The following is a 23,838-nucleotide window of genomic DNA, read 5'->3' as shown; positions in this document are numbered from 1 at the left end:
CCTTGTCACATTGTCATGCAACTTAACGCGCACAACAACATCACACTGGTTATCGGATAACGCCATGATCAACATGTCATCACTGCGGGTCTCCTCGCTTTTGCCGGCCTTCCCACCTTACATGTCGCTGCCTGAGCGCGCGTGGTTCTTCGTCTCGCGCAGTCTGAACGTGTTGATCCTGGTCTTCCTGATCCTGCCGATACTGGTGATGATCCCGCTGTCGTTCAGCGACAGCAGCTTCCTGATGTATCCGATCAAGGGCTTCTCGCTGCGCTGGTACCAGAACCTGTTCGCGTCGGACGACTGGATGCGCGCCGCCCGTAACAGCTTCATTGTTGCGCCCGCCGCGACCGTGATCGCCACCGTGCTGGGCACGCTCGCTGCCGTGGGCCTGAATAAGGCCGACTTCCGCGGCAAAGGCATCCTGATGGCGATCCTGATTTCGCCGATGATCGTGCCGGTGGTGGTGGTCGGCGTCGGAGTCTATCTGTTCTTCGCGCAAATCGGCTTGTCGGACGGCTACACCGGGCTGATCCTGGCGCATGCGGCGCTGGGTGCGCCGTTTGTGGTCACGACCGTGCTGGCGACACTGCAGGGGTTCAATCACAACCTGGTGCGGGCCAGCCTGAGCCTGGGCGCCAGCCCGTTGCGCACCTTCTTCCGCATTACCTTGCCGGTGATTGCGCCGGGCCTGATCTCGGGCGCACTGTTCGCTTTCACCACCTCTTTCGACGAAGTCGTGCTGACGCTGTTCGTTGCCGGCCCCAACCAGGCCACCTTGCCGCGCCAGATGTTCGCCGGCATCAAGGACAACATCAGCCCCACCATCGCTGCGCTGGCGACCATATTGATCATTTTCTCCACCTGCCTGTTGCTGGTGCTGGAGTGGTTACGTGGTCGCAATAAGGCGGCGGCCAAATTTTAAGGAAAAACTCCATGCTGTTATCCGAACACCTCAAAGATCCGACCCTGTTGCGCCAGCAAGCCTACATCAACGGCGCCTGGTGCAATGCCGACAACGGCGGCACGCACGACGTGCACAATCCCGCCACCGGCGACAAGATCGGCACCATTCCCGACATGGGCGCCGCCGAAACGCGCCGCGCCATTGAGGCGGCACAAACCGCCTGGGCCGGCTGGCGCAAGAAAACCGCCCGGGAACGCAGCGTCATCCTGCGCAAATGGAACGACCTCATGCTGGCCAACGCCGACGACCTGGCGCTGATCATGACCACCGAGCAAGGCAAGCCGCTGGCCGAATCCAAGGGCGAGATCGCCTATGCCGCGTCCTTCATCGAATGGTTCGGTGAAGAAGCCAAGCGCACCTATGGCGACACCATTCCATCGCCGTCGCCGAGCAGCCGCATCATCGTCACCAAGGAGCCGATCGGCGTCTGTGCGGCAATCACGCCGTGGAATTTCCCGGCGGCGATGATCACGCGCAAGGCCGGTCCGGCGCTGGCGGCCGGCTGTCCGATGGTATTGAAGCCGGCCGAAGCGACGCCGTTCTCGGCGCTGGCGCTGGCGGTGCTGGCGGAGCGCGCAGGCGTGCCGTCCGGCGTGTTCAGCGTGGTCACCGGCTCCGCCAAGCTGATCGGCGGCGAGATGACCAGCAATCCGCTGGTGCGCAAGCTGAGCTTCACCGGTTCCACCGCGATCGGCAAGCTGTTGATGGAACAATGCGCGTCCAGCGTCAAGAAACTGTCGCTGGAACTGGGCGGCAATGCGCCCTTCATCGTGTTTGACGACGCCGACCTCGATGCCGCGGTCGAAGGCGCGATCGCGTCCAAGTTCCGCAACGCCGGCCAGACCTGCGTGTGCGCCAACCGCATCTATGTGCAGGATGGCGTGTACGACGCCTTCGCCGAAAAACTGGTGGCCGCCGTCGGCAAGCTGAAGGTCGGCAACGGCATCGAGAACGGCGTCACGCAAGGCCCGCTGATTGACGACAAAGCCGTCAAGAAGGTGGAGCAGCACATCGCCGACGCCCGCGACAAAGGCGGTCGCGTACTCATCGGCGGCAAGCGCCACGCACTCGGTCACAGCTTTTTCGAGCCGACCGTGATTGCCGACGTGACCTCGCAGATGATCATCGCCAGGGAAGAAACCTTCGGCCCGATGGCGCCGCTGTTCCGCTTCATCACCGATGAAGACGCCATTGCCATGGCCAACGACACCGAGTTCGGACTGGCCGCCTACTTCTATTCGCGCGACATCGGCCGCATCTGGCGCGTCGCTGAAGGCCTCGAAAGCGGCATGGTCGGCATCAATACCGGCCTGATCTCCAATGAAGTCGCCCCGTTCGGCGGCGTCAAGCAATCCGGACTGGGTCGCGAAGGATCGCACTACGGCATCGACGATTACCTGGTCATCAAGTATCTGTGCATGGGCGGGATCTGATTGCCTGATCGCTGAAGCCGGCCGCCTGAACGCCTCGCGCTGCGCTTCGGCGACCGGTCGCCGATGTCTTGTCTGCCGTGTTATTGCCCAGGGAAAAGTTTTCCCGATTCCTGCCGTTAACCCCTCATGCATCTACGCCCTGTCGCTGCGAATTCCATGCAGCGGCTGATTTGCGATTAGAATTTCGGTGTTCGACAACGACATGCATGTCGATCCGACAACACGCCAGGGCACCAGGGAACAACATGAAAAAACTCAATCTCAACCTCAAGGATGAGGTTTATGAATTGCTGGACCGCGATTACAAAAACTTCAATCGCCTCTCGCTGAAGTGCGACCCCGGATTTGTCTCGCCCACCTTCGAAAGCTTCATGCTGGCGAAACTCTCGGACAACACCACCTTCCTGACCGAAGCCGCCGTGCAGCACCTGATGCTCTCAGGTCAATATGCGTGGGCCAAGCGCGCGCTCGACAAAGACTTTCCCGACGTGGTCGCGATCCTGATTTCACAGGCTTCCAACTTCGGTTTCCATATCGCCGTACAGCACGACTGGACCGTTGACGAACTGACCGCGGCGTCGAAGGCCTGGGCGACATCCATCGTCAAGCAAGCCAAGGGCGACGAATCGCAGATCGACGTCCTCGCCGCGCAAATCAAGTCGGCGGCCATCAGCATCGCCAAGGCCGAAGAAGCATTGAAGACACCGGCATGGCGCCTGGCGCGTTCATGGGCGCAGCAACTGCACGACGCCAAGATCGCCGTCGAACATGCACGCGGCTCAGTCGCCAAGGAAAAACTGGGCTCACTGCGTACGCTGCTGACGCTCGGCATCGCCTACGGCACGGTCAAGGAAAAAGATGAGAAGGAAATCCTCGACCGCCTGCGCGCCAAGAAACCCTATCTGTTTGAAGAGGATGCCGATGGCTTCCTCGGCCGCGCCCTCGCCTGGTATCGCAGCGTATTCGCCTGATCCTTCGGGAATGTTGTTCTCCGGGCCCTTGGCGCTGCATGCTCCACGGGCCTTTTTCTTTGCATTTAAAGGGCTTTCGGCCGTTGGAACGCCTTGCGTTCCGCTTCGACGATGGTGCGGCAGGCACAGCCGGTCAGGTGATCGTTGACCAGCCCCATCGCCTGCATGAAGGCGTAGATGGTGGTCGGGCCGACGAAAGTCCAGCCGCGTTTCTTGAGCGCCTTCGATAGTGCCACCGAAGCTTCCGAGGTGGGATTGGCCTGCCAGTAATCGAGCGTGAGCGTCTTGGGCCGATCTTTGGCGGCGGGTTCGAATTGCCAGAACCAGGCGGCCAGCGAACCGGCTTCGTCGATCAGTTCGATGGCGCGGCGGGCATTGTTGATGGCCGAGACGATCTTGGCGCGGTTGCGGATGATGCCGGCGTCGCCGAGCAGGCGTTCAATGTCTGCCTCGGTATAACGCGCCACCCGGTGGAAATCGAAACCGTCGAACGCCGCACGGAAATTCTCGCGCTTGCGCAGGATGGTGATCCACGCCAGGCCCGACTGGAATCCTTCCAGGCAGATTTTCTCGAACAGTCGCACATCGTCAGCCACCGGCCTGCCCCATTCGCCGCCGTGGTACTCGGGCATGGCTGCATGCCAGGCGCAATATGTTGTTCCATCTTCCGTCGTGATCAGTCCGGGCACGTCGCTGCTGGTGTTTGTTGTCATGTCAATAATAGGAACGCCGCTGGCAAGCCGCTATGATGCGACAAAGCAAGCCGGCGCGCACGGCGCTTCTTGCTAATTTATTGCTAATCCATTGCTCGTCTGTCGCTGCTCAAAAAATAATTGCACGGCAAGGGAATAAGCCCGGAGCCCGTTCGTCTTACTGTGCACGAACGATATGACGCGCTTGACCGCCACTGACAACATTTGCACATGAGCACCGATTTCAACGACAACGACTTGCGCGAACTGCTGCCCCGGCTGCGGCGCTTTGCGCTGTCGCTGACGCGCCATGAAAACAGCGCCGACGACCTGGTGCAGTCCTGCCTGGAACGTGCGCTCTCGCACAGCGACCGGCGTCGCAAAGACGGCGACTTGCGGGCGTGGCTGTTCCAGATCATGTACCGCCGCTTCCTCGACGGCGAGCGCCGCGCCAAACGCTATGCCGGCTTGCTGTCGCTGTTCGCCGGCCGCGAAGAAGAGTTGGCGCCCTCAGCCGAAGACGTCGCCATGTCGCGCGCCGCGCTGCAGGATTTCGGCAAGCTGACGGCCGAGCAGCGCGCGCTGCTGTTGCTGGTATCGGTCGAAGGACTCAGCTACCAGGAAGCCGCCGACGCCCTCGACATCCCGCTCGGCACCGTAATGTCGCGCCTGTCGCGCGCCCGCAAGGCGCTGCGTGGATTCAATGATGGCAAGCCTGTCACTCCTCCACTACGGATTTTGAAATGAACGCCTTCTCTCCTTCCGAATACGATCTGCAGGCCTATGCCGACGGTCAGGTCGACGAGACGCTGCGCCGCCAGATCGCGCTGTATCTGGAGTCCCATCCCGAAGCGGCGCGTGAAGTCGAACTGCTGCGCCAGGAAAGCCAGCGTCTGCGCGCTGCGCTCGACAACATCCCCGCCACGGAAACACCGGCCCGCCTCGATCCGTTTCGCATCCGTCGCGAGTTGCGTGCGCGCTCACAGCGACGCATGGCAATCGCCGCGTCGCTGGTGCTGACCTTGAGCCTGGGCACGCTGGGCGGCTGGCAGTTGCGCGACATGTCGATGCGCAAAACGTACCTGCCGATGGCCGATGCCACCCAGGCTTATCGCCTGTTCGCCATCGGCGACATGGCGCAAAAGGTCGACATGAAGACTGACCAGCCGGCGCAGCTGCAATCCTGGCTCAACCATCACTTCGTCCAGGCGGCGCCGATGCCGGACTTCAGCGCCTATGGTTTCCGTCCTGTGGGCGGACGCCTGATGGCCAGCGACAAGGGTGCCGCGGCGATGGTGACGTACGTGAACGACCAGGGCCAGGCCATCGTGTATTACGTGCGCCCGCCCGGCGAACTGTTCAACTTCGGCGCCGGCAATCGCCAGGACGGCAACCTGCTGACGCAGTACTGGCGCCAGGGGCGTTACTTCTACGCCGTGGTCAGCCCGGCCGATTCACCGTCGGCGCTGCCGGTGCAACGCGCGGTAGAACCGAACCGACCACAGTCCTGATCTGACTTCCCCGTTGTAAAACACAACCGCTGACCGGAGCGGATGGAGACGTGCGTGCTGCTTTTCGACCAGGCAGCGGCACGTCGCATGAATTCGCCGCTCGCCTTTGTTCATTTACTTATTCATCCACCACTGAGGAACACCATGCTCAACAAACGCAACTTCATCCGCTCCACCCTGGCCGGCGCTGCTTCGCTTGCCGTGCTGCTTGCTCACGCCGCCAGCGCACAGGAAGTCATCAAACCTGTCGCCGCTCCGGTAAAAAATGTGGTCCTCGTGCACGGCGCCTACGCCGACGGCTCCAGCTGGTCGGAAGTCATCGTGCGCCTGCAAAAAGCCGGCCTGCACGTCACCTCGGTACAGAACCCGCTATCGTCGCTGGCCGACGACGTCGACGCCACACGCCGCATCCTGGCGCTGCAGGACGGCCCGACCATCCTGGTCGGCCATTCCTGGGCCGGCACCGTGATCAGTGAAGCCGGCGTCGATCCGAAGGTGGTTGGTCTGGTGTATGTGGCAGCGCGTGCGCCGGACGCAGGCGAAGATTACGCGGCATTGGCCGGGACCTTCCCGCCTGCGCCGGCCGGCGCCGGACTGGTCAAGTCGGGCGGCTATGCCCAGTTGAACGAAGAAGCCTTCGTACGTGATTTCGCCGGCGACATCGATCCGGTAAAGGCCAAGGCGATGTATGCCGTGCAAGGCCGCATCTCGGAAACGCTGTTCGCTTCACGCACCACCCAGGCGGCATGGCGCAGCAAGCCGACCTGGTACGCCGTGTCGACCAACGATCGCACCACCTCGCCGCAAATGGAACGTTTCCTGGCGCAACGCATGAAGGCCAAGACCATCGAAATCGCGTCGAGCCACGTGTCGATGCTGTCGCACCCGGATGAAATCTCCAGCCTCATTCTGGAAGCGGCCGGCCAAAAGCGTTGATCCGCACACGGCCTCAGGCCAAAACAGCCTCTTGAAGTAATTGCATGGCCGCCGGTGGACAGCTCTGTCCATGCCGGCCCGAACCGGCGATCGCGTACACCGTACGGATCGCCGGTCCGTCCATCTCGAAGCTGAGGACGAGCGCAATTTTTCCGTGCTGCAAGAATGTCGCACCCCAGCCGCCGTTGATGCCGGCGCAAGCGACCTGCATGCCGCTCGCCTGCATCGACAGGACGCCGTCGACAAAGCTGCTCGCAGCCTGGGCGCCAATGCCGCCATTGCCCATCACCACAGCATCCGGCGCCAGCAATTGCAGCATGGCCTGCTTGTCCTGACGGCAGATCGCCGCCACGAATTCTCGCGCCGTCTCGCGACATGCCTGCTCATCCGTGACCCGGCGTACGCGATCCGACTGGACGCGTTCCTTCGCCCGTCGCACCAGCTGACGGCAATGCACCGGCGTCTTGTCCAGCGTGCGCGCGATTTCCTCGTACTGGCAATCAAACACTTCATGCAGCAGCAAGGCCGCGCGCTCGTCCGGGCTCAGGCGCTCCAGCATCAGCAGCACGCCGTATGACAAGTCAGACAACATCGACACGGCATCTTCGGCCGACGGCGCGTGCTCGTCCATCCATGGCTCCGGCAGCCAGGGCACGGCGGTGGTCGCGCGCTCGTACTGCAGATGCCGCAGGCGGTCGATCGCCAGCCGCGTGGCGACCGTGGTCAGCCAGGCTACCGGTGTTTTCAACGCCAACTCCTGCGCTTCATGCCAGCGGATCCAGGTTTCCTGGACGACGTCTTCGGCCTCGGCCACGCTGCCCAGCATGCGATAGGCGATCGACAGCAGCCGTCGCCGTGCGGCTTCGAACGTGGCGGTGGCGCTGATCGGGGTTCTTGTCATGTGATCTCTCCATGTATGCAGCGCCGAGCGACTGCTCCTTGTTGACGTCCGGGCCGGCCGAAACGTGACAGCTTGCGAAAAATATTTTCATTCCGTCACGGGAGGCCGCCGGCAGCCGTCATGTCCTTACATCAACTTCTTCATCGAAAAAGGACACGCCATGCCTGCATTTTCCCCTCGCGCTCTGGACCTGGTCCCCACGGTCGTCGAGCAATCGGGACGCTCCGAACGCGCCTACGACATTTACTCGAGGTTGCTGCGCGAGCGCATCATCTTCCTGGTCGGTCCGGTCACCGATCAATCGGCCAACCTGATCGTGGCGCAGTTGCTGTTCCTTGAATCGGAGGATCCAGACAAGGACATCTCCCTCTACATCAATTCGCCCGGCGGCGTTGTCTATGCCGGGCTTGCGATCTACGACACCATGCAGTTCATCCGGCCGCAGGTGTCGACGCTGTGCACCGGCTTCGCCGCCAGCATGGGCGCCATCCTGCTGGCGGCCGGCGCGCCCGGCAAGCGGCTGGCCTTGCCCAACGCCCGCATCATGGTGCACCAGCCGTCCGGCGGCTCGCAGGGAACCGCAAGCGACGTTGAAATCCAGGCGCGCGAAATCCTCTACCTGCGCGAGCGCCTCAACAGCATCCTGGCCCATCACACTGGACAGCCGTTGGAGCGTGTCTCCGGCGACCTTGAGCGCGACAACTTCATGTCCTCCGAACGTGCTCGTGAGTACGGCCTGATCGACGAAGTCGTTTCGCACAAGACGCGTCCGGAATGAAGAATTTTCGTCAGTCGGCAAAACCGTCGGTGGCGCGGATCAACTGGTCAAGGATGCCCGGCTCGTTGTAGGCATGGCCGGCGCTGCCGACCAGGTGCAGGGTCGACTCCGGCCAGGCCTTGTGGAGATCCCATGCCGACTTGGCCGGCGTCACGATGTCGTAGCGACCCTGCACGATCACGCCCGGAATACCCTTCAGGCGGCCGGCGTTGGCCAGCAACCGGCCTTCTTCCATGAAACCGTGATGGACGAAATAGTGGTTCTCGATGCGCGCGAACGCCAATGCAAAGTGCGCGTCGCTGAAGCCGGCGATCATGCCTTCATTGGGCACCAGCGTCACGGTGCTGGCTTCCCAGCGGCTCCAGGTGCGCGCCGCTTCCAGCTTGGCAGCTTCGTCGTCACCGACCAGCCGCTTGCGATAGGCGCTCATGAGGTCGCCGCGTTCGGCTTCCGGAATCGGCGCCAGGAACTCGTCCCAGCGATCCGGCGCCAGCCATGACGCGCCTTCCTGGTAGTACCAGTCCAGCTCGGATTGACGCAACAGGAAGATGCCGCGCAGCACCAGTTCGCTGACGCGTTCCGGATGCGTCTCGGCATAAGCCAGCGCCAGCGTGCTGCCCCATGAGCCGCCGAACACCTGCCATTTGTCGATACCCAGCAGCACACGCAAGCGCTCGATGTCGGCCACCAGGTCCCAGGTGGTGTTGGCGTCGAGATTGGCATGCGGCTGCGAGCGGCCGCAACCGCGCTGATCGAACAGCACGATGCGGTATTTCTCCGGATTGAACAGTTGCCGGTGCGAAGGGCCGCAGCCGCCGCCCGGGCCACCGTGCAGGAACACCACCGGCTTGCCCTTGGGGTTGCCGCAGGTTTCCCAATACACGCTGTGGCCGTCGCCGACGTCGAGCATGCCGCTCTCATACGGCGCGATGGGTGGATACAGCGTGCGCAATGCGGTGTCGTTGGTGTTGCTCATTATTCCTGTTCCTTGATGTCTGCTAAAGATAGTGAAAAGCGTCAGGCTGCGGCAAAGTAGCCCGACAGCTTGGCCAGGTCGACATTGCCGCCGCTGACGATCACGCCGACGCGCTTGCCCCTGAGCTGGTCCTTCATCTTGCGCACGGCGGCGAAGCTGAGGCAGCCGGTCGGCTCGACGATCATCTTCATGCGTTCCGCATAGAAGCGCATGCACGCCACCAGCTCGTCGTCGCTGACGGTCAGGATGTCGGCCACGTCGCGGCGGATGATCTCGAAAGTGTAATGACCGACGTGCTGGGTCTGAGCGCCGTCGGCGATGGTCTTGGGCGTGTCGATGTGGATGATCTTGCCCGCGCGCAGCGATTGCAGCGCATCGTCGCCGGCTTCCGGCTCGACGCCGTAGGTCAGGCAATCCGGCGACAAGGCCTTGGCCGCCAGCAAGGAGCCCGACAGCAGTCCGCCGCCGCCGAGGCAGACGAACAGCGCGTCCAGCGGCCCGGCTTCTTCGATCAGTTCCTTGGCGGCGGTGCCCTGCCCGGCAATCACGTCGGGATGGTCGTAGGGCGGAATCATGGTCAGGCCGTGTTTCTCGGCCAGTGCGGCGCAAATCTCTTCGCGGTTTTCGGTATAGCGATTAAAGCGCACCACCTTGCCGCCGTAACCGCGCGTGGCGGCGACCTTGGCTTCGGGCGCGTCTTCCGGCATGACGATGGTGGCCGGCATGCCGAGTTCGCGAGCGGCCAGGGCGATGGCCTGCGCATGGTTGCCGGATGAAAACGTCACGACACCGTCGTTGCGCTGCTCCGGCGTGAAGCGCGCCAAGGCATTCATGGCGCCGCGAAACTTGAACGCGCCCATGCGCTGGAAGTTTTCACACTTGAAGAACACCTGAGCGCCGATCTCGGCGTCGACCGTGCGCGACGTCAGCACCGGCGTCTTGTTGGCATGGCCGGCGATGCGTCCGGCGGCGGCGACCACGTCGTTGTAATCGGGAAGCTCTGGCATGTTGTCTCCGTAAGTGGCTGCATGTGCGGGTAGGCGCGATTTTGTTGCTTTTCAGATAGTAAAACATTTTTGCCGATGCAACCGGGAGGCGCATTTGCAGGCATGCGCGCCCTGTTCAGGAAAATCCCGATACTGGTGCCGGACATGCGCACGTACCATGTCCTCTACACCGTCCCCTTCCGTACGCCGACTGCCTTGCAAAGGACCGCTTCCATGAAAACTCATCAGTGTGACAGCGTCTCTGCAGCCCGGACCAACGGCGGCATGCAACACCGGCGCCCGCCAAAATTGCGGCTCAAACCGGTGGTCGTTTCGATCGGCGGCAATCTCGCAGACGACCGCTTCCAGGCCATCGTGCAATCGTCCGGCGACGCCATCATCGGCAAGACCTTGAACGGCATCGTCACCAGCTGGAACGAAGGCGCCGAGCGCCTGTTCGGCTATACCGAAAAGGAAATGCTGGGCCGGCCGCTGCTACGCCTGTTCCCGATCGAGCGGCTGGACGAGGAGTATTACATCCTTGAACGCCTCCTCAACGGCGAGCATGTGGCGCCGTTCGACACCGTGCGCATCCACAAGGACGGCTCGCAGGTACATGTGTCGGTGTCGATTTCTCCCGTGCGCGGCAAGGATGGCGATGTCATCGGCGCCTCCACCATCGCCCGTGACATCAGCAAACAGGTCAATCTCGAAGTTGCCGCGGAGCAGTTCCGCGCCCTGGTCGACAGTTCCGACGACGCCATCATCTCGAAAAACCTGCAGGGCCGCATCAGCAGCTGGAATCGTGCCGCTGAAGCCATCTTCGGCTATACCGAAAAGGAAATGCTGGGCCAGCCCATGTTGCGCCTGTTTCCCCAGGATCGCATCGAGGAAGAAAGCTTCATCCTCGGCAAAATCCTCGCCGGTGAAAAGGTCGAACACTTTGAAACCGTACGCATTCACAAGAACGGCAATCGCATCCACGTGTCGGCGACCATCTCGCCGATCCGCGACCGCGAGGGCAACATTGTCGGCGCATCCAAGATCGCGCGCGACATCAGCATGCTGCGCCGCCATCAGGAACAGCTCGAACACCTGGCGCATTTCGATGCGCTCACCGACCTGCCCAACCGATTGCTGCTGTCGGACCGCTTGCGCCAGGCGATCGCCCTGAGCAAGCGCAGCGGCAAACCGCTTGCGGTGCTATACCTTGACCTCGACGGCTTCAAGCAGATCAACGACCAGCACGGTCATGACGTCGGCGATGCATTGCTGATGGCGATTTCAAAACGCATTGGCGACACCCTGCGCGACACCGACACGTTGGCACGCATCGGCGGCGACGAGTTCGTCGCGGTGCTGGTCGACATCGACAGCAATACAAAGCTCAAACGCGTGCTGGACCGTATTCTCAGGGCCTGCGCCATCCCGGTCCATATCGCCGACAAGCGGCTGGAAGTCACCGCCAGCATCGGCGTGACAACCTATCCGCACGACGAGGTCAGCGAAGATCAGCTGATGCGCCACGCCGATCTCGCCATGTACCAAGCCAAACAGGCCGGCAAGAATCGCTACCATCTGTTCGACGCCTTCCGCGAGGCCGAAGACAAGAGCCGCCATATCTACGTGCGCCGCCTGACCCAGGCCATAGAGAACAATGAACTGGTGCTGCATTACCAGCCCAAGGTGAACATGAAGACCCGCGCGGTGGTCGGCGTCGAAGCGCTGCTGCGCTGGCAGCATCCGGAGCGCGGCCTGCTGGCGCCGGCGCTGTTCCTGCCGCTGATCGAAGGACATCATCTCAACGACGATATCGGTATCTGGGTGGCCGGCCGCGCGCTGGCGCAGATGGAACAATGGCGTCAGGCCGGCATCCGCATGCCGGTCAGCATCAACCTGGCGCCGAACCAGTTGCAGGACGCCCGCTTCCCGGCGGTGTTGCGCGAGTTGCTGGCGCGGCATCCGCATGTCGCGCCCGGGGACCTTGAACTCGAGATCCTCGAAACCAGCGCCATGAAAGACATCGAAGCGGTCTCGCGCGTAATGCAGTCGTGCCGCCAGCTTGGCGTGCACTTCTCCATCGACGACTTCGGCACCGGCTATTCGTCGCTGACTTACCTCAAGCGCTTGCCGGCCTGCATGCTGAAGATCGACCAGAGCTTCGTGCGCGACATGCTGAGCGACCGCGAAGACCTGGCCATCGTGCGCGGCGTGATCGGCCTGGCCAAGGCGTTCGGGCGCAAGGTCATTGCCGAAGGCGTGGAAACCGAGCAGCACGCCGCCAAGCTACTCAAGATCGGTTGCGAACTGGCGCAAGGCTACGGCATCGCACGACCGATGCCGGCTGATGCGCTGGGCGCCTGGTTGGGTGAATGGGAGCGCGCCGCAAAGACTGTCTGAAATGACAACGTTTCATGTAGGACAAACACTGAATCCCCGGTAAGAAAGTTCGCTGCGCTCGCGGCGATCTCCCCCTTTTCTTCAAAATCTTCGTAACATAGCAGGCGAAGAAATCCCTCTGTTGTCCGAACCTTCCGCACCAGCCGTTCGACCGGAGACTGATTCCTCAGGTCAGAAGATTCACTATTCAAAATCCAAAAAAAATGCTCCACCAAGGTGAATACAGAGGCTGCACATGAAGCTTGACGCAACATTGACGCAGTACAGTTTTCTCCGGGGCACAGGGACCCTGGGACAACTGATACTGGAACACGACTGGTCCGCCACGCCGCTGGGCCCGATCGACAACTGGCCACAGAGCCTGAAAACGTCCATCAGCCTGATGATCAACTCGCGCCAGCCGATGTGGCTGGGCTGGGGTGAAGACGCCATCTTCTTTTACAACGACGCCTACATTGCCATCCTCAGCGAATCCAAGCATCCGTGGGCGCTGGGCCGCCCGGTCACCGAGGTATGGGCGGAAATCTGGGATATCTGCGGACCGCTGGCCGAACGCGTGTTCAAGCATACCGAAGCGCCGCTGGTGGACGATATCCGGCTGTTCATGCGCCGCGACTACGGCCCCGAAGAAAATTACTTTTCCTTCTCGTACAGCCCGATCCGCGACGAATCGGGCAAAGTCGCCGGCTTGTTTTGCACCAATGCCGAGATGACGTCCAAGCATCTCAATGCGCGTCGCCTGCGCACCTTGTCCGACCTGGCCCAACGCGCCCTGATCGAAAAAACCGCCGCCGGTGCCTGCGCCACGGCCGCTGCCATCCTCGCCCATAATCCGGACGACATTCCGTTCGCGCTGCTGTACCTGACCGATTGCGGTCGCCGCCAGGTGTTGCGCGAGCAAAGCGTGAACGTCTTGCCGCTGAACCTGGTGGCGCCCGACAGCGCTGACATTTGCGACAGCGACGACAGCGCGTTCTGGCCGTTCAATCAGGTACTGAGCAGCGGCGAAAAAATCGTGGTGGACGTCAGCGGCGTCGATACGCTGCCGCTCGGACTGGCCGACCAGCGGCTGCGCCAGGCCGTCATGATACCGCTGCAAACGCCCGGACAGGAGCATCCGCTCGGGGTGCTGATCTGCGGCGTCAACCCGACCCGCCCGCTGGATGAGGATTACGCGACCTTCTTCGACTTGCTGGCGGGCCAGGTCGGCATGGCCATCCAGAACGCCCGTACGGTCGAAGCCGAAAAGCAGCGCGCCGACTTGCTGGCCGAACTGGACCAGGCCAAGACTACTTTTTTCAGCAATGTCAGCCACGAATTCCGCACGCCGCTCACGCTGATACTCGGTCCCCTGGACGACATGCTGGCCGACAAGGAACACAGCCTGCCGGCGGCGCAGCAGGAGCGTGCCGTAATGCTCCGGCGCAACGCCTTGCGCCTGCAGCGCCTGGTCAATTCCCTGCTCGATTTTTCGCGCATCCAGGCTGGTCGTACGCAGGCCTCCTATGTACAGATCGACCTGGCGGCGTTCACCGCCGACCTGGCAAGCACCTTCCGCTCGACCATCGAAGGCGCGGGACTGACGTTCGAGGTGGACTGCCCGCCGTTGGCTGAAACGACTTACGTCGACCCCGGCATGTGGGAAAAGATCGTTCTCAACCTGCTCTCCAACGCCTACAAGTTCACCTTCGCCGGCAAGATCGGCATCCGTCTGAGGGGCCATGGCGACCACATCAGCCTGACCGTCATCGATACCGGCGTCGGCATCGCCAGCGAGCAACTGCCGCTGGTGTTCAAGCGTTTCCATCGCATCGAAGGTTCTCAGTCGCGCACCCATGAAGGCTCGGGCATCGGGCTGGCGCTGGTGCGCGACCTCGTCACGCTGCAGGGAGGCCTGATCGAGGTCGACAGCAACCTGCAGCAGGGTTCGTCGTTCACGCTGACGATTCCGGCCGGACGCGAACACCTGCCGGCCGACCGTGTGGTCGACTCGATCGAAACGGTCAACTCCAGCAGAAGTGCGCTGGCCGACGCCTACACCGCCGAAGCAAACCGCTGGGGCGGCGTGAAGACGATCAATACCTCCGAACCAGATGAAGTCATCACCGCCGAGCCAACGCGCGCCAACCAGGCCCTGTCCGCGGGCGCCCGCATCCTGGTGGCCGACGACAACGCCGACATGCGCGACTACCTGTGCAATCTGCTGCAATCGCACTGGCGCATTGAAGCGGTCGGCAACGGCGTCGAGGCGCTGGAGTCCGTACGCGCCAATCCGCCCGACCTGATCCTGTCCGATGTCATGATGCCGCAGCTCGACGGTTTCGGCCTGCTCACTGCGCTGCGCAGCGATGATGCGAGCAAGGACATCCCGTTTTTCCTGCTGTCCGCACGCTCCGGCGAAGAGGCGCGGCTTGAGGGACTGGCCGCCGGCGCCGACGATTACCTGGTCAAGCCGTTTTCCAGCCGCGAGCTGATCGCCCGCATCGAATCCATGCTGCTGCGTTCGCAGATCCGCGCCATGGAAAAGCGCCATGCCGACCGCATGGCGACGATTTTCGCGCAGGCGCCGGTGGCCATCGCCATCACGCGCGGCCCCAATCATGTCTTCGAACTGGCCAACGCGCCTTACCAGGAGCTGGTCGGCAATCGCCCCATCATCGGCCGCACCGTACGTGAATCGCTGCCGGAACTGGAAGGCCAGGTCGTGCTCGACCTGCTCGACAACGTCTACCGTACCGCCGAGCCCTACATCGGCCGTTCGCAGGGGGTGATGCTGCGGCGCAGCCCGGGCGCGGCGGAAGAACGTTTCTTTGATTTCGTCTACCAGCCGATGCTCAAGACCGACGGCAGCATCGAAGGCATTGCGGTAGTCGCCTTCGAAGTCACCGAACTGACGCGCGCACGCCAGACCGCCGAAGTCGCCAACCGCACCAAGGACGAATTCCTCGCCATGCTCGGCCATGAGCTGCGCAATCCCCTCACGCCGATCCTGACGGCGGTGCATCTGATGCGCCTGCGCGGTGGCGGCGGCATGGAAAAGGAATGCAGCGTGATCGAACGCCAGGCGCGCCACCTGGTGCGGCTGGTAGACGACTTGCTGGACGTGTCCCGCGTGGCGCAAGGCAAGATCAACCTGCAGAAAAAGAAACTCGAGATCGCAGACATCATTTCGAAGGCCATCGAAACCGCCAGCCCGCTGCTCGAAGAGCGCCAGCATCGCCTTACCCTGAACGTGTCGGCGCAAGGCCTGCAGGTGCATGCCGATCCGGAGCGCCTGACCCAGGTCCTCGCCAACTTGCTGACCAATGCCTGCAAGTACACTGAAAACCGCGGCCACATTCGTGTCGACGCCATGCTCGACAACAACCAGATCGTGGTGGAAGTGCGCGACAACGGTATCGGTATCCGTGCCGACATGCTGCCGCACGTATTCGAAATGTTCGCCCAGGAAACCCAGGCCATCGACCGCGCCGGCGGCGGCCTCGGCCTCGGCCTGGCGATCGTGCGCAGCCTGACGGAACTGCATGGCGGCTCGGTGCACGTGTTCAGCGCCGGCCCTGGTGCAGGCAGCGTCTTCACGATCAGACTGCCGGCCGTGCTCAGCGATGCGACGCCGATCCTGCTGCCGTTGACCAGCGAGAACATGCAGGCGCTGCAACCGGTCGACGAAGGCTGCGCCATCCTGATCGTCGACGACAACCTTGACGCCGCCCAGATCCTCGGCGAGTTGCTGACGATGCAGGGACACGAGATCCGCATCGCCTACGACGGGCCGTCCGCGCTCGACATCGTCAAGCATTTCACCCCGCGCATCGCCTTGCTGGATATCGGTTTGCCGATCATGGACGGTTACGAAGTCGCCGGCCATTTGCGCGCCATGCCGCATCTGCAGGGCATCAGCCTGATCGCGCTGACGGGTTACGGCCAGGCCAGCGACAAACTGCGTTCGTTGCAGGCCGGCTTCGATCATCACCTGGTCAAGCCGGTGGACATCGATGTGGTGGAAGAATTGATCCGCAGCACACTGGCCGAATCGGCCGCGACGCCGGCTGCCGACCTGCCCGGCAGCGTGGCGGTCGGCACCCCTGCCGGAGCGGATCCGGCCTGAGTCAGGCGCGGCGCTGCTTGCAAGTCTCGGCGGCCTGCATGGCAATGAATTCCTGCGCATCGCAGATCGCCGCCATCTCTGTGGCGCGCACTTCCAAGCAGCTATAGCTGGGTTGATAGCCGCCGTCCACCAGCACGATGCCGCGGTAGCGCGACGGGCCGAGACGCGCAATGCCGGCTTGCAAGGAAGGGCTGCTGAGCTCCGGCAAATACTCGCCGCCGGGCAGATCGATGGGTACGGTCATGATGACTCCTTTTGGGTTTTGAACAGCGACAGGATTTTTTTGGTGAGACGTTGCTTCGTGCCGGCGTAGTCGTGCCAGGGATCGCGCTTGAGCGAAGCCAACCGCTTCGGCACGGTGGCCACGGTAAAACTCTCCGCGCGTGACTTGCCGCCCAGTTCGTCCCAGGTCAACGGCACCGATACCGGCGCGCCGGGCCGGGCACGCGGGGAGTACGCGGCAACCGTGGTCGCCCCCGCCGCGTTGCGCAGGTAGTCGATGAAGATCTTGCCATGGCGCGCCGCCTTCGCCATCTTTGCGGTGAAATAGTCCGGCAGCACTTGCGCCATATGCTCGGCGACGCTGCGCGACCATTCCTTGACGATGTCCCAGTCATGTTCCGGCACGATCGGCACCACCACGTGCAAGCCTTTGCCGCCGGAGGTTTTGACGAAACTGCGCAGGCCGATCTCCTCAAGCAGGCCGTGCACCAGCCTGGCGCCGTCGACCACCTTGCTCCAAGGGACGTCGGGCGCCGGATCGAGATCGAAAGTCACGCGATCGGGCTGCATCAGTTTGCCCTCCCGCGCGCCCCAGGTATGCAGCTCCAGCACTCCCATCTGCACGGTGGCGACCAGCCCGGCGAGGTCGTTGACCATCATGTAGTCGGCGCTGCCCTCGCCTTCCGGCACCTCGATCTTTTCCACCGCGGCAGGAACACCCTGGCCGATATGGCGCTGGAAGAAGCACTTGCCGACGCTGCCGTCGGGGCAGCGCACCATGGTCATCGGGCGGCGCTGCACATGCGGCAGCAACCAATCGGCGACGCTTGCGTAATAGTGCGCGAGGTCGCGCTTGGTCAGGTCGGGATCGGAAAACAGCACCTTGTCGGGATGCGTCAGGCGCGTGCCGTCGAAGGTGTCGGTGGCGGAGCCGGAAGCCGGTTTCCGCGCTGCCTTGGTTTTCGAGGCGGTTTGAGACGATTGTTTTTCGTCCGCTTTTGTTTTCGTTTTTGACGTCGGGGGCGCCTTTTCACGCACGATCTCTTCCGCCTTCTTGTCTTCGCGCAAAGCCACGAACGCACCGTGGCGCAAGATGCCCGACTTGGTCCATTGTGCAAACTTCACTTCCGCCACCATCCTGGGCGCCAGCCAGTGCACGCCATGCGCCAAGCGACCTCTTGGCGGATCGACGAAGGCAGGTTGATCTCGCTCCAAGGTCTTGAAGCGCTTGAGCAACTGTGTCAGCTTGCGGTCGTCGAAACCGGTGCCGACGCGGCCTGCGTAATGCAACTCCCCGGTGGCGGCGTCATGCACGCCCACCAGCAACGCGCCGAAGCCGACCCGGCTGCCGCCCGGATCGGTGTAGCCGGCGATCACGAATTCCTGACGCATGGCGCATTTGAGCTTGAGCCAGCTGCGGTCGCGCCGTCCTGCATAAGCGGCGTCGACGCGTTTGACTACGGTGCCTTCCATGCCGTGCTGGCAGGCGTGGCGATAGACGTCAGCGGCATCGCCGACGATGTGTTCACTGAAACGGATCAGGCCGCTGTCATCCACGCCCGGCACCACTTCGCGCAGCAGGCGCTTGCGTTCCAGCAGCGGCATGTCGCGCAGGTCTTCGCCGTTCAGCCACAGCAGGTCGAAAACGTACATCGCCAGCGTGACGCCGTCATAGCCGGCCTGATCCTGCAGCGCTTCGAAACTGATGCTGCCGTCATCGAGCAGGGCCACCACTTCGCCGTCGATCCAGGCTTCATCGACCTCGAGCGCCGCCAGCGCCTGCGTAAGTTGCGGCCAGCGCTTGCTCCAGTCCAGATGTTCGCGCGTGAAGATGCGCGCCTTGCCGCCTTCGATCCGGCACAGACCGCGATAGCCATCGAACTTCATTTCGCTGAGCCATTCGTCGCCTGCGGGGGCGTGCTCGGCCAAGGTCGCCAGTTGTACGCCGACCTTGTCGGGTATCGCGGCGCGACGGCCTTTGCGTTTTTTCGGCGTAGATCCGGCAGGCTTCTCAATGCTCTTTTCAGCTGTGTCCGCCGATGCATTCGCCACGCTTTCCGGCCGCAAGCTGGTGATATCGGCTTGCTTCCCTTCGCGTGCGGCGTCGTCCTTTTCCTTGATCAGCAGCCAGTTCTCCTTGGCCTTGCCATCCTTGTCCGTCGGCTTGCCCATGCGCACCAAGTTCCAGCGCCCGTTCAGCTTGGCCCCGCGCAATTCGAATTCCAGGTGCCCCTTCTTGAGACCGGCCACCGGATCGCCCAGCGGCAGCCATTCGCCGCGATCCCACAGCACCACCTCGCCGGCGCCGTACTGGTGCGCCGGGATGCGGCCTTCAAAACTGCCGTAGTCGTAGGGATGGTCTTCCACGTGCACCGCGAGACGCTTGTCGTGCGGATCCAGGCTCGGCCCTTTGGGCACCGCCCAGCTCTTGAGCACGCCGCCGACCTCGAGGCGAAAGTCGTAGTGCAAGGCGCGCGCGTGATGGCGCTGGATGAAGTAGCTGAGCGTCTTGCCGGCCCGGCGCACAACCGGGGCAGGCGGCGGCTCGGGCGTGATCTTGAAATCACGCTTGGCGCGGTAACGTGCCAGGCTCATGCGCGGGCGCGCGCCGACGGCGCGGTGCGGGTGCGGGCCTTGGCGGCAGGCTTGGCTGTTGCTTTGGCGCGTTTTGCGGCCGGGGCAGCCGGCTTTTTCTTGCCGTCGCCCTTGCCGTCGATGCTCTGCTTGAGCAAGGCCATCAGGTCGATGACCTTGGCGCTGCTGCGCGGCTTGCTGTCTTCATCGTCTTCCGGCTCGGCAATCTCGTGGGTCTGGCGGCTCTTGATCTTCTTTTGCACCATCGCCAGGATGTCGTCGCGGTAGGTGTCGCGCAGCGATTCCGGGTCCCAGTCGCCCGACATGCTTTCCACCAACGATTGCGCCATCTCCACTTCCCTGGCGCTCAAACCGGCTTTCTTCGGATTGGCATCAGGCACCGGCAAGTCGTCCGGCGCACGCAGCTCCGCCGGATAGCGCAGAGTGATCAGATTGATGATGTCGTCGAACGGCGTCAGCGCGGCGATGTGCTGGCGCGTGCGGATGACGATGCGCGCCAGCGCCACCTTGCCGCTCTTGCGCAGCGTCTCGCGCAGCAAGGCATAGGCTTTGGCGCCGCTTTTCAGGGGCGCCAGGTAATACGGCTGTTCGTAGTAGGTGATCGGAATCTGGATCGCATCGACGAAGGATTCGATGTCGATGGTCTGAGTGGCTTCGACGTTGGCGCGACGCAAGTCTTCGTCGGACAGCAACACGTACTTGCCGTCTTCATATTCGTAGCCTTTGACGATATTGTCCCAGACCACTTCCTTGCCGGTTTTCTTGCTGATGCGCTTGTAGCCGACCGGCGACAGATCGCGCTTGTCGAGCATGGTGAAATCAAGCTCGTCATGCTTCTCGGCCGTGAACAGCTCGACCGGTATGTTGATCAGCCCGAAGCTGATCGCGCCCTTCCACAGTGCTCGTCGCATGATAGCCTTCCCCTGTAATGGAAAAAAGTATCGCGCAAAGTCGCCGCCGATTCAGTCAGCAATCGGCTGAATGCCTTGTCAGACGGGCGCTGACGCGAAAGGCGCCGACGTTACTCTTCCGGCGTCCCGATCATCGACAGCAGTTGGTCAACCTGAGCCGGCTTGACTACGTGATGGTCGAATCCGGCTTCCATCGAGCGCTCGCGATCACGCGCCGACCCATAGCCGGTCAAGGCAATCAGCGTGGTGGTATGGAAACGCGGATCGCGCCGCAAGATGCGCGCGATCGTATAGCCGTCCGTGCCCGGCAAGCCGATATCGAGCAGGATCACATCCGGCACGAATTCGTTGGCGATGCGCAGCGTTGACTCGGCATCGCCGGCCGTCTGCACCTCGTGTCCATAGGAGGACAGCAGCATGGCCATCATTTCCGCAGCGTCGATATTGTCGTCAACGATCAGCACCTTGCGCACCGAGGCGTCGGCGCTGGCGCCGTCAAGTGCGTTCTCGGCCGGGCTGTCCTCGCGCACCGGATGTTCCGCCGGCAACACCAGGGTGAAGGTGCTGCCCTGCCCTGTTCCACGGCTTTCCACGCGCACCGCGCCCTTGTGCAGTTCGGCGATCTGCCTGACCAGCGGCAGGCCGATACCGAGCCCGTCCTGTGCACGATCGGGCGCCGTGTCGCCTTGCGCAAACATCTGGAAGATGCTGGTGGTGCGCTCGGCCGGGATACCGATGCCATTGTCGGTGATGGTAATGCTGACCATGCTGCCAGGACCCGCGGCGGTAGAGACCTTGATCGAGCCGCCGTAAGGCGTGTACTTGGCGGCGTTGTTGAGCAGGTTGCCTACGGCTTGCGCAAGCCGGATGGCATCGCCGTGCAGGATGGCGTTGCCGTGATTCCTGCTCACTTCCAGTACGTGGCCGCGTTCTTCAATGAAGGGCGCCGATGTCTCCAGCGCTGCATCGAGAATGTTATCAACGCTGATTTGCGCCATCCTGAGCGCGATCTTGCCGTGGGAAATGCGGGCCACGTCCAGCAAATCGTTGATCAGGTGCGCCATGTGGTCGACCTGTCGCGACACCACGCCATAGGCTGCCGACAACGGCTTGATCTCCGGCGGCGCGACCTGGCGCATGATGGCGATGGCGTTGCGGATGGGGCCCAGCGGATTGCGCAGCTCATGCGCCAGCGTGGCGATGAATTCGTCCTTGTGCAAGTCGGCTTCGCGCAGCGCCCGTTCGGCTTCCTTGGTGGCGGTGATGTCGCTGGTGATGCGCGCCATGCGATAGAACTCGCCGGCGGCGTCGCGCACCGGGAAACCGCGGTCGTGCACCCAGCGCAACTGGCCGGACGGCAGCGTGATGCGGTACTGTTCGTCGAAACGCTGCTCGCTGAACATGGCGTCGAAACTGTTGCGGATGCGAATGACGTCGTCCGGATGCACCGCCGACAGCCACGAACCGGCATCGTCCGCAAGCGTATCGAGCGTGCGCCCCCACAGCAGTTCATAGGCCGGACTGACGTACTGCAAGGCGTGGTCGCCCAGCGAAAATATCCAGAACACGTCGGTGATATTTTCGGCCAGCTCGCGGAAGCGTTCCTGCGACTCCACGAGCGCCGCCTGGGTGTGGCGCAACCGCAGCAAGGCGTTGACGTTGGCGACCAGTTCGTCGGCGCCGATGGGCGCGGCCAGGTAGTTGTCGGCGCCGCCTTCCAGGCCGCGCACCTTGTCGGCGCGACCGGTCAGCGCGGCCGAGGTCTGCAGCACCAGTACCGTGGCCGAAGCCGGCGCGGCCTTGATGCGACGGCAGACTTCGAGGCCGTTAATATCGGGCAACTTCACATCCAGCAACACCAGGTCGGGCGTCCGGCTTTGCACCAGCGCCAGCGCGTCGGCACCGTTGGCGGCTTCGATGACGTTGAAGCCGGCGACTTGCAGGATGCGCGTCTTGGCGTAACGCGCACCGTCGTCGTCGTCGACGTTGAGGATCAGTGCCGGAAACGGCAGGTTCGTGGGCGAGGTCATGGTGAGCCTTTTACGGATGATGCTGTGATGAGAGGCTCGGCGCGACGGGCGCCGTCGTTCGGTGCGGGACGATATACCAGCGGCAGTACGGCGGAAAATACCGAGCCCTTGCCCGGTTCGCTGGCCAGTTCGACGTGCCCGCCCAGCGATGCGGCCAGCTTGCGGCACAGCGGCAGGCCGAGGCCGGTGCCCTTAACGCGGCGTTGCAGCGGGCTTTCGATCTGGCTGAATTCCTCGAAGACGAATTGCAGGTTCTCGGGTGAAATACCGATGCCGGTGTCAGCCACGCTGAAACGGATGGTTTGCAGTCCGGCGTCCGCACTTGCGGAGACGCGCACCGAACCTTCCTCGGTGAATTTGAGCGCGTTCGAAATGAAATTACGCAGGATCTGCGACAGTTTTCCTTCATCGGTGACCATTTCCAGCGATCCCGGCTCTTCGAAGAACAGTTCCACAGTGGCGTTTTCCGACAGGGGCCGGAGCATGCCGCGCAAGGTGCTGAACAGGTTGCCGATGGTGAAGCTGCTGCTGTTGATCTCGGTCTTGCCGGATTCGATCTTGGCCAGATCGAGCAGGTCGTTGACCAGATCCGACAGATTGGTGGCCGCCTGGTTGATGAACTGGATCTGCTTTTCCTGTTCACCGGTCAGTTCGCCGTCGATACGATCAAGCAATATCTGCGACAGCGCACGGATGGAACTGAGCGGCGTGCGCAGCTCATGGCTGGTGTTGGACAGGAAGCGGGATTTCATGGCGTCGGCTTCGCGCAGGCGCTCGGCCTTTTCTTCAATCTCTGCGTACAGGGCCAGCACGCCGCGGTTGGTGTCTTCCAGTTCTTGCGTCAGCGACAGCAGATCGTCCTGCTTGACGCGCAACTCGGCCAGCGTGTCGAGCAACTCGCGATTCTGCAACTGCACTTCCTGATAGGTGTTGGTGACCGGCCGGCGGGCTTCCAGACGGACGATTTCCACGATTTTTTCCGGCGTCAGCACCACGCTTGACGGCATGTACTTGTGCAAGGCGATTTCCAGCATGCGACCGCTTTCTTCGCGGATATCGCACCCGTCCATCAGGCGCTGCGCGCTGACCAGTGCGGCGTCCAGCGCTTCGTCCTGGCGCCACGGCATGTTTCTGGCGGCCGCGCTATCGGCAGTGGCCGCGCGAATCCCGCCGCCGCTGCTCTTGATGCGAATGTAGAGTGCCGGCAGCGAACCGGCCCTGCCGATTTCAAATTCGACCTGCCCGCCTGACGCATATCCAAAAATCGTACGCGCCAGCTCGGACACGGCGGTCGCCACGCGTACCTGGTCTTGTCCGCTGAATTCCAGCATGGCCGATACTTCGCGCGCGCGCTGGCGGACGGTGACGATGTCCTGCTCGCTGCCGATGCCGAGGCTGAAAAGTGGATGGATCATGACTTG

General features: G+C 62.6%; 18 protein-coding genes. 9 read left to right on the top strand and 9 right to left on the bottom strand.

Going from position 1 to position 23,838, the window contains the following annotated elements; genetic code table 11:
• Positions 1–64 precede the first annotated feature (64 nt).
• The 3 genes from ACIROY_RS02690 (at position 65) to ACIROY_RS02680 (ending at position 3,371) form a co-directional block, all read left to right on the top strand.
• Positions 65–925: an ABC transporter permease gene (locus tag ACIROY_RS02690; RefSeq protein ID WP_402339409.1), complete on the top strand. Its 861-nt coding sequence runs from the start codon at positions 65–67 to the stop codon at positions 923–925.
• A gap of 11 nt (positions 926–936) precedes the next feature.
• Positions 937–2,400, top strand: coding sequence for an NADP-dependent succinate-semialdehyde dehydrogenase (gabD, locus tag ACIROY_RS02685; RefSeq protein WP_402339406.1), 1,464 nt, complete (start codon positions 937–939; stop codon positions 2,398–2,400).
• A gap of 245 nt (positions 2,401–2,645) precedes the next feature.
• A complete protein-coding gene (locus tag ACIROY_RS02680; RefSeq protein ID WP_402339402.1) occupies positions 2,646–3,371 on the top strand; it encodes a DUF4088 family protein in 726 nt (241 codons plus the stop codon).
• A 65-nt stretch (positions 3,372–3,436) separates the two neighbouring features.
• On the opposite strand, the gene ACIROY_RS02675 is transcribed toward ACIROY_RS02680, so the two are convergent.
• The gene (locus ACIROY_RS02675) at positions 3,437–4,084 is read right to left on the bottom strand and encodes a DNA-3-methyladenine glycosylase I (RefSeq protein ID WP_402339399.1); all 648 of its coding nucleotides are present in this window, start codon (positions 4,082–4,084) and stop codon (positions 3,437–3,439) included.
• A gap of 210 nt (positions 4,085–4,294) precedes the next feature.
• On the opposite strand from ACIROY_RS02675, the gene ACIROY_RS02670 reads away from it, so the two are divergent.
• The 3 genes from ACIROY_RS02670 (at position 4,295) to ACIROY_RS02660 (ending at position 6,510) form a co-directional block, all read left to right on the top strand.
• Positions 4,295–4,810: a sigma-70 family RNA polymerase sigma factor gene (locus tag ACIROY_RS02670; RefSeq protein ID WP_402339396.1), complete on the top strand. Its 516-nt coding sequence runs from the start codon at positions 4,295–4,297 to the stop codon at positions 4,808–4,810.
• Entirely contained in the window at positions 4,807–5,574 is a 768-nt protein-coding gene (locus ACIROY_RS02665) for an anti-sigma factor family protein (protein WP_402339394.1), read from the top strand. Before ACIROY_RS02670 ends, ACIROY_RS02665 begins: the two co-directional genes overlap by 4 nt.
• A 144-nt stretch (positions 5,575–5,718) precedes the next feature.
• Complete coding sequence (locus ACIROY_RS02660) at positions 5,719–6,510, top strand: alpha/beta hydrolase (RefSeq protein WP_402339391.1); 792 nt, start codon at positions 5,719–5,721, stop codon at positions 6,508–6,510.
• A 13-nt stretch (positions 6,511–6,523) separates the two neighbouring features.
• Here the strand turns inward: ACIROY_RS02660 and ACIROY_RS02655 are convergent, their stop codons facing one another.
• Complete coding sequence (locus ACIROY_RS02655) at positions 6,524–7,411, bottom strand: sigma-70 family RNA polymerase sigma factor (protein WP_402271480.1); 888 nt, start codon at positions 7,409–7,411, stop codon at positions 6,524–6,526.
• Positions 7,412–7,571: 160 nt separating this feature from the next.
• Between ACIROY_RS02655 and clpP the strand changes: the two genes are divergently transcribed.
• Positions 7,572–8,189: an ATP-dependent Clp endopeptidase proteolytic subunit ClpP gene (gene clpP / locus ACIROY_RS02650; RefSeq protein WP_402271482.1), complete on the top strand. Its 618-nt coding sequence runs from the start codon at positions 7,572–7,574 to the stop codon at positions 8,187–8,189.
• A gap of 10 nt (positions 8,190–8,199) precedes the next feature.
• On the opposite strand, the gene pip is transcribed toward clpP, so the two are convergent.
• Positions 8,200–9,132: a prolyl aminopeptidase gene (pip, locus tag ACIROY_RS02645; protein ID WP_402272447.1), complete on the bottom strand. Its 933-nt coding sequence runs from the start codon at positions 9,130–9,132 to the stop codon at positions 8,200–8,202.
• Between the two features lie 74 nt (positions 9,133–9,206).
• Positions 9,207–10,172 carry a threo-3-hydroxy-L-aspartate ammonia-lyase gene (locus tag ACIROY_RS02640; protein ID WP_402339388.1) on the bottom strand — a complete coding sequence of 322 codons (966 nt, stop codon included), beginning with the start codon at positions 10,170–10,172 and terminating at the stop codon, positions 9,207–9,209.
• 213 nt (positions 10,173–10,385) lie between these two features.
• On the opposite strand from ACIROY_RS02640, the gene ACIROY_RS02635 reads away from it, so the two are divergent.
• Both ACIROY_RS02635 and ACIROY_RS02630 read left to right on the top strand, forming a co-directional pair.
• Positions 10,386–12,551, top strand: a complete 2,166-nt coding sequence (locus ACIROY_RS02635) for a putative bifunctional diguanylate cyclase/phosphodiesterase (RefSeq protein WP_402271486.1) — start codon at positions 10,386–10,388, stop codon at positions 12,549–12,551.
• Between the two features lie 235 nt (positions 12,552–12,786).
• The gene (locus ACIROY_RS02630; RefSeq protein WP_402339386.1) at positions 12,787–16,659 is read left to right on the top strand and encodes an ATP-binding protein; all 3,873 of its coding nucleotides are present in this window, start codon (positions 12,787–12,789) and stop codon (positions 16,657–16,659) included.
• 1 nt (position 16,660) lies between these two features.
• Here ACIROY_RS02630 and ACIROY_RS02625 read toward each other — a convergent pair whose 3' ends face one another.
• From ACIROY_RS02625 to ACIROY_RS02605, 5 genes are all read right to left on the bottom strand, one after another.
• Positions 16,661–16,903 (bottom strand): hypothetical protein, encoded by a 243-nt coding sequence (locus ACIROY_RS02625; RefSeq protein ID WP_402271492.1) that lies wholly within the window; start codon positions 16,901–16,903, stop codon positions 16,661–16,663.
• Positions 16,900–19,476 (bottom strand): DNA ligase D, encoded by a 2,577-nt coding sequence (ligD, locus tag ACIROY_RS02620; protein ID WP_402339383.1) that lies wholly within the window; start codon positions 19,474–19,476, stop codon positions 16,900–16,902. The genes ACIROY_RS02625 and ligD overlap by 4 nt, the downstream gene beginning before the upstream one ends.
• Positions 19,473–20,387, bottom strand: coding sequence for a Ku protein (locus ACIROY_RS02615; protein WP_402271496.1), 915 nt, complete (start codon positions 20,385–20,387; stop codon positions 19,473–19,475). Before ACIROY_RS02615 ends, ligD begins: the two co-directional genes overlap by 4 nt.
• Positions 20,388–20,497: 110 nt before the next feature.
• Positions 20,498–22,417 carry a response regulator gene (locus ACIROY_RS02610; protein ID WP_402339380.1) on the bottom strand — a complete coding sequence of 640 codons (1,920 nt, stop codon included), beginning with the start codon at positions 22,415–22,417 and terminating at the stop codon, positions 20,498–20,500.
• Positions 22,414–23,832 carry a sensor histidine kinase gene (locus ACIROY_RS02605; RefSeq protein ID WP_402271502.1) on the bottom strand — a complete coding sequence of 473 codons (1,419 nt, stop codon included), beginning with the start codon at positions 23,830–23,832 and terminating at the stop codon, positions 22,414–22,416. Before ACIROY_RS02605 ends, ACIROY_RS02610 begins: the two co-directional genes overlap by 4 nt.
• Positions 23,833–23,838: the final 6 nt, after the last annotated feature.

It is taken from the genome of Herbaspirillum sp. NPDC101396 (assembly GCF_044767365.1).
GTDB lineage: Bacteria > Pseudomonadota > Gammaproteobacteria > Burkholderiales > Burkholderiaceae_D > Herbaspirillum.
Note: the sequence above shows the minus strand (reverse complement) of the source record. Positions and strands in the feature narration are given on the sequence as shown.

What these genes read in the sequence shown, in the direction of transcription:
- ACIROY_RS02690 (WP_402339409.1), top strand. Translation starts at nt 65, where the DNA reads ATGATCAACATGTCATCACTGCGGGTCTCCTCGCTTTTGCCGGCCTTC.
- gabD (WP_402339406.1), top strand. Translation starts at nt 937, where the DNA reads ATGCTGTTATCCGAACACCTCAAAGATCCGACCCTGTTGCGCCAGCAA.
- ACIROY_RS02680 (WP_402339402.1), top strand. Translation starts at nt 2,646, where the DNA reads ATGAAAAAACTCAATCTCAACCTCAAGGATGAGGTTTATGAATTGCTG.
- ACIROY_RS02675 (WP_402339399.1), bottom strand. Translation starts at nt 4,084, where the DNA reads ATGACAACAAACACCAGCAGCGACGTGCCCGGACTGATCACGACGGAA.
- ACIROY_RS02670 (WP_402339396.1), top strand. Translation starts at nt 4,295, where the DNA reads ATGAGCACCGATTTCAACGACAACGACTTGCGCGAACTGCTGCCCCGG.
- ACIROY_RS02665 (WP_402339394.1), top strand. Translation starts at nt 4,807, where the DNA reads ATGAACGCCTTCTCTCCTTCCGAATACGATCTGCAGGCCTATGCCGAC.
- ACIROY_RS02660 (WP_402339391.1), top strand. Translation starts at nt 5,719, where the DNA reads ATGCTCAACAAACGCAACTTCATCCGCTCCACCCTGGCCGGCGCTGCT.
- ACIROY_RS02655 (WP_402271480.1), bottom strand. Translation starts at nt 7,411, where the DNA reads ATGACAAGAACCCCGATCAGCGCCACCGCCACGTTCGAAGCCGCACGG.
- clpP (WP_402271482.1), top strand. Translation starts at nt 7,572, where the DNA reads ATGCCTGCATTTTCCCCTCGCGCTCTGGACCTGGTCCCCACGGTCGTC.
- ACIROY_RS02640 (WP_402339388.1), bottom strand. Translation starts at nt 10,172, where the DNA reads ATGCCAGAGCTTCCCGATTACAACGACGTGGTCGCCGCCGCCGGACGC.
- ACIROY_RS02635 (WP_402271486.1), top strand. Translation starts at nt 10,386, where the DNA reads ATGAAAACTCATCAGTGTGACAGCGTCTCTGCAGCCCGGACCAACGGC.
- ACIROY_RS02630 (WP_402339386.1), top strand. Translation starts at nt 12,787, where the DNA reads ATGAAGCTTGACGCAACATTGACGCAGTACAGTTTTCTCCGGGGCACA.
- ACIROY_RS02625 (WP_402271492.1), bottom strand. Translation starts at nt 16,903, where the DNA reads ATGACCGTACCCATCGATCTGCCCGGCGGCGAGTATTTGCCGGAGCTC.
- ligD (WP_402339383.1), bottom strand. Translation starts at nt 19,476, where the DNA reads ATGAGCCTGGCACGTTACCGCGCCAAGCGTGATTTCAAGATCACGCCC.
- ACIROY_RS02615 (WP_402271496.1), bottom strand. Translation starts at nt 20,387, where the DNA reads ATGCGACGAGCACTGTGGAAGGGCGCGATCAGCTTCGGGCTGATCAAC.
- ACIROY_RS02610 (WP_402339380.1), bottom strand. Translation starts at nt 22,417, where the DNA reads ATGACCTCGCCCACGAACCTGCCGTTTCCGGCACTGATCCTCAACGTC.
- ACIROY_RS02605 (WP_402271502.1), bottom strand. Translation starts at nt 23,832, where the DNA reads ATGATCCATCCACTTTTCAGCCTCGGCATCGGCAGCGAGCAGGACATC.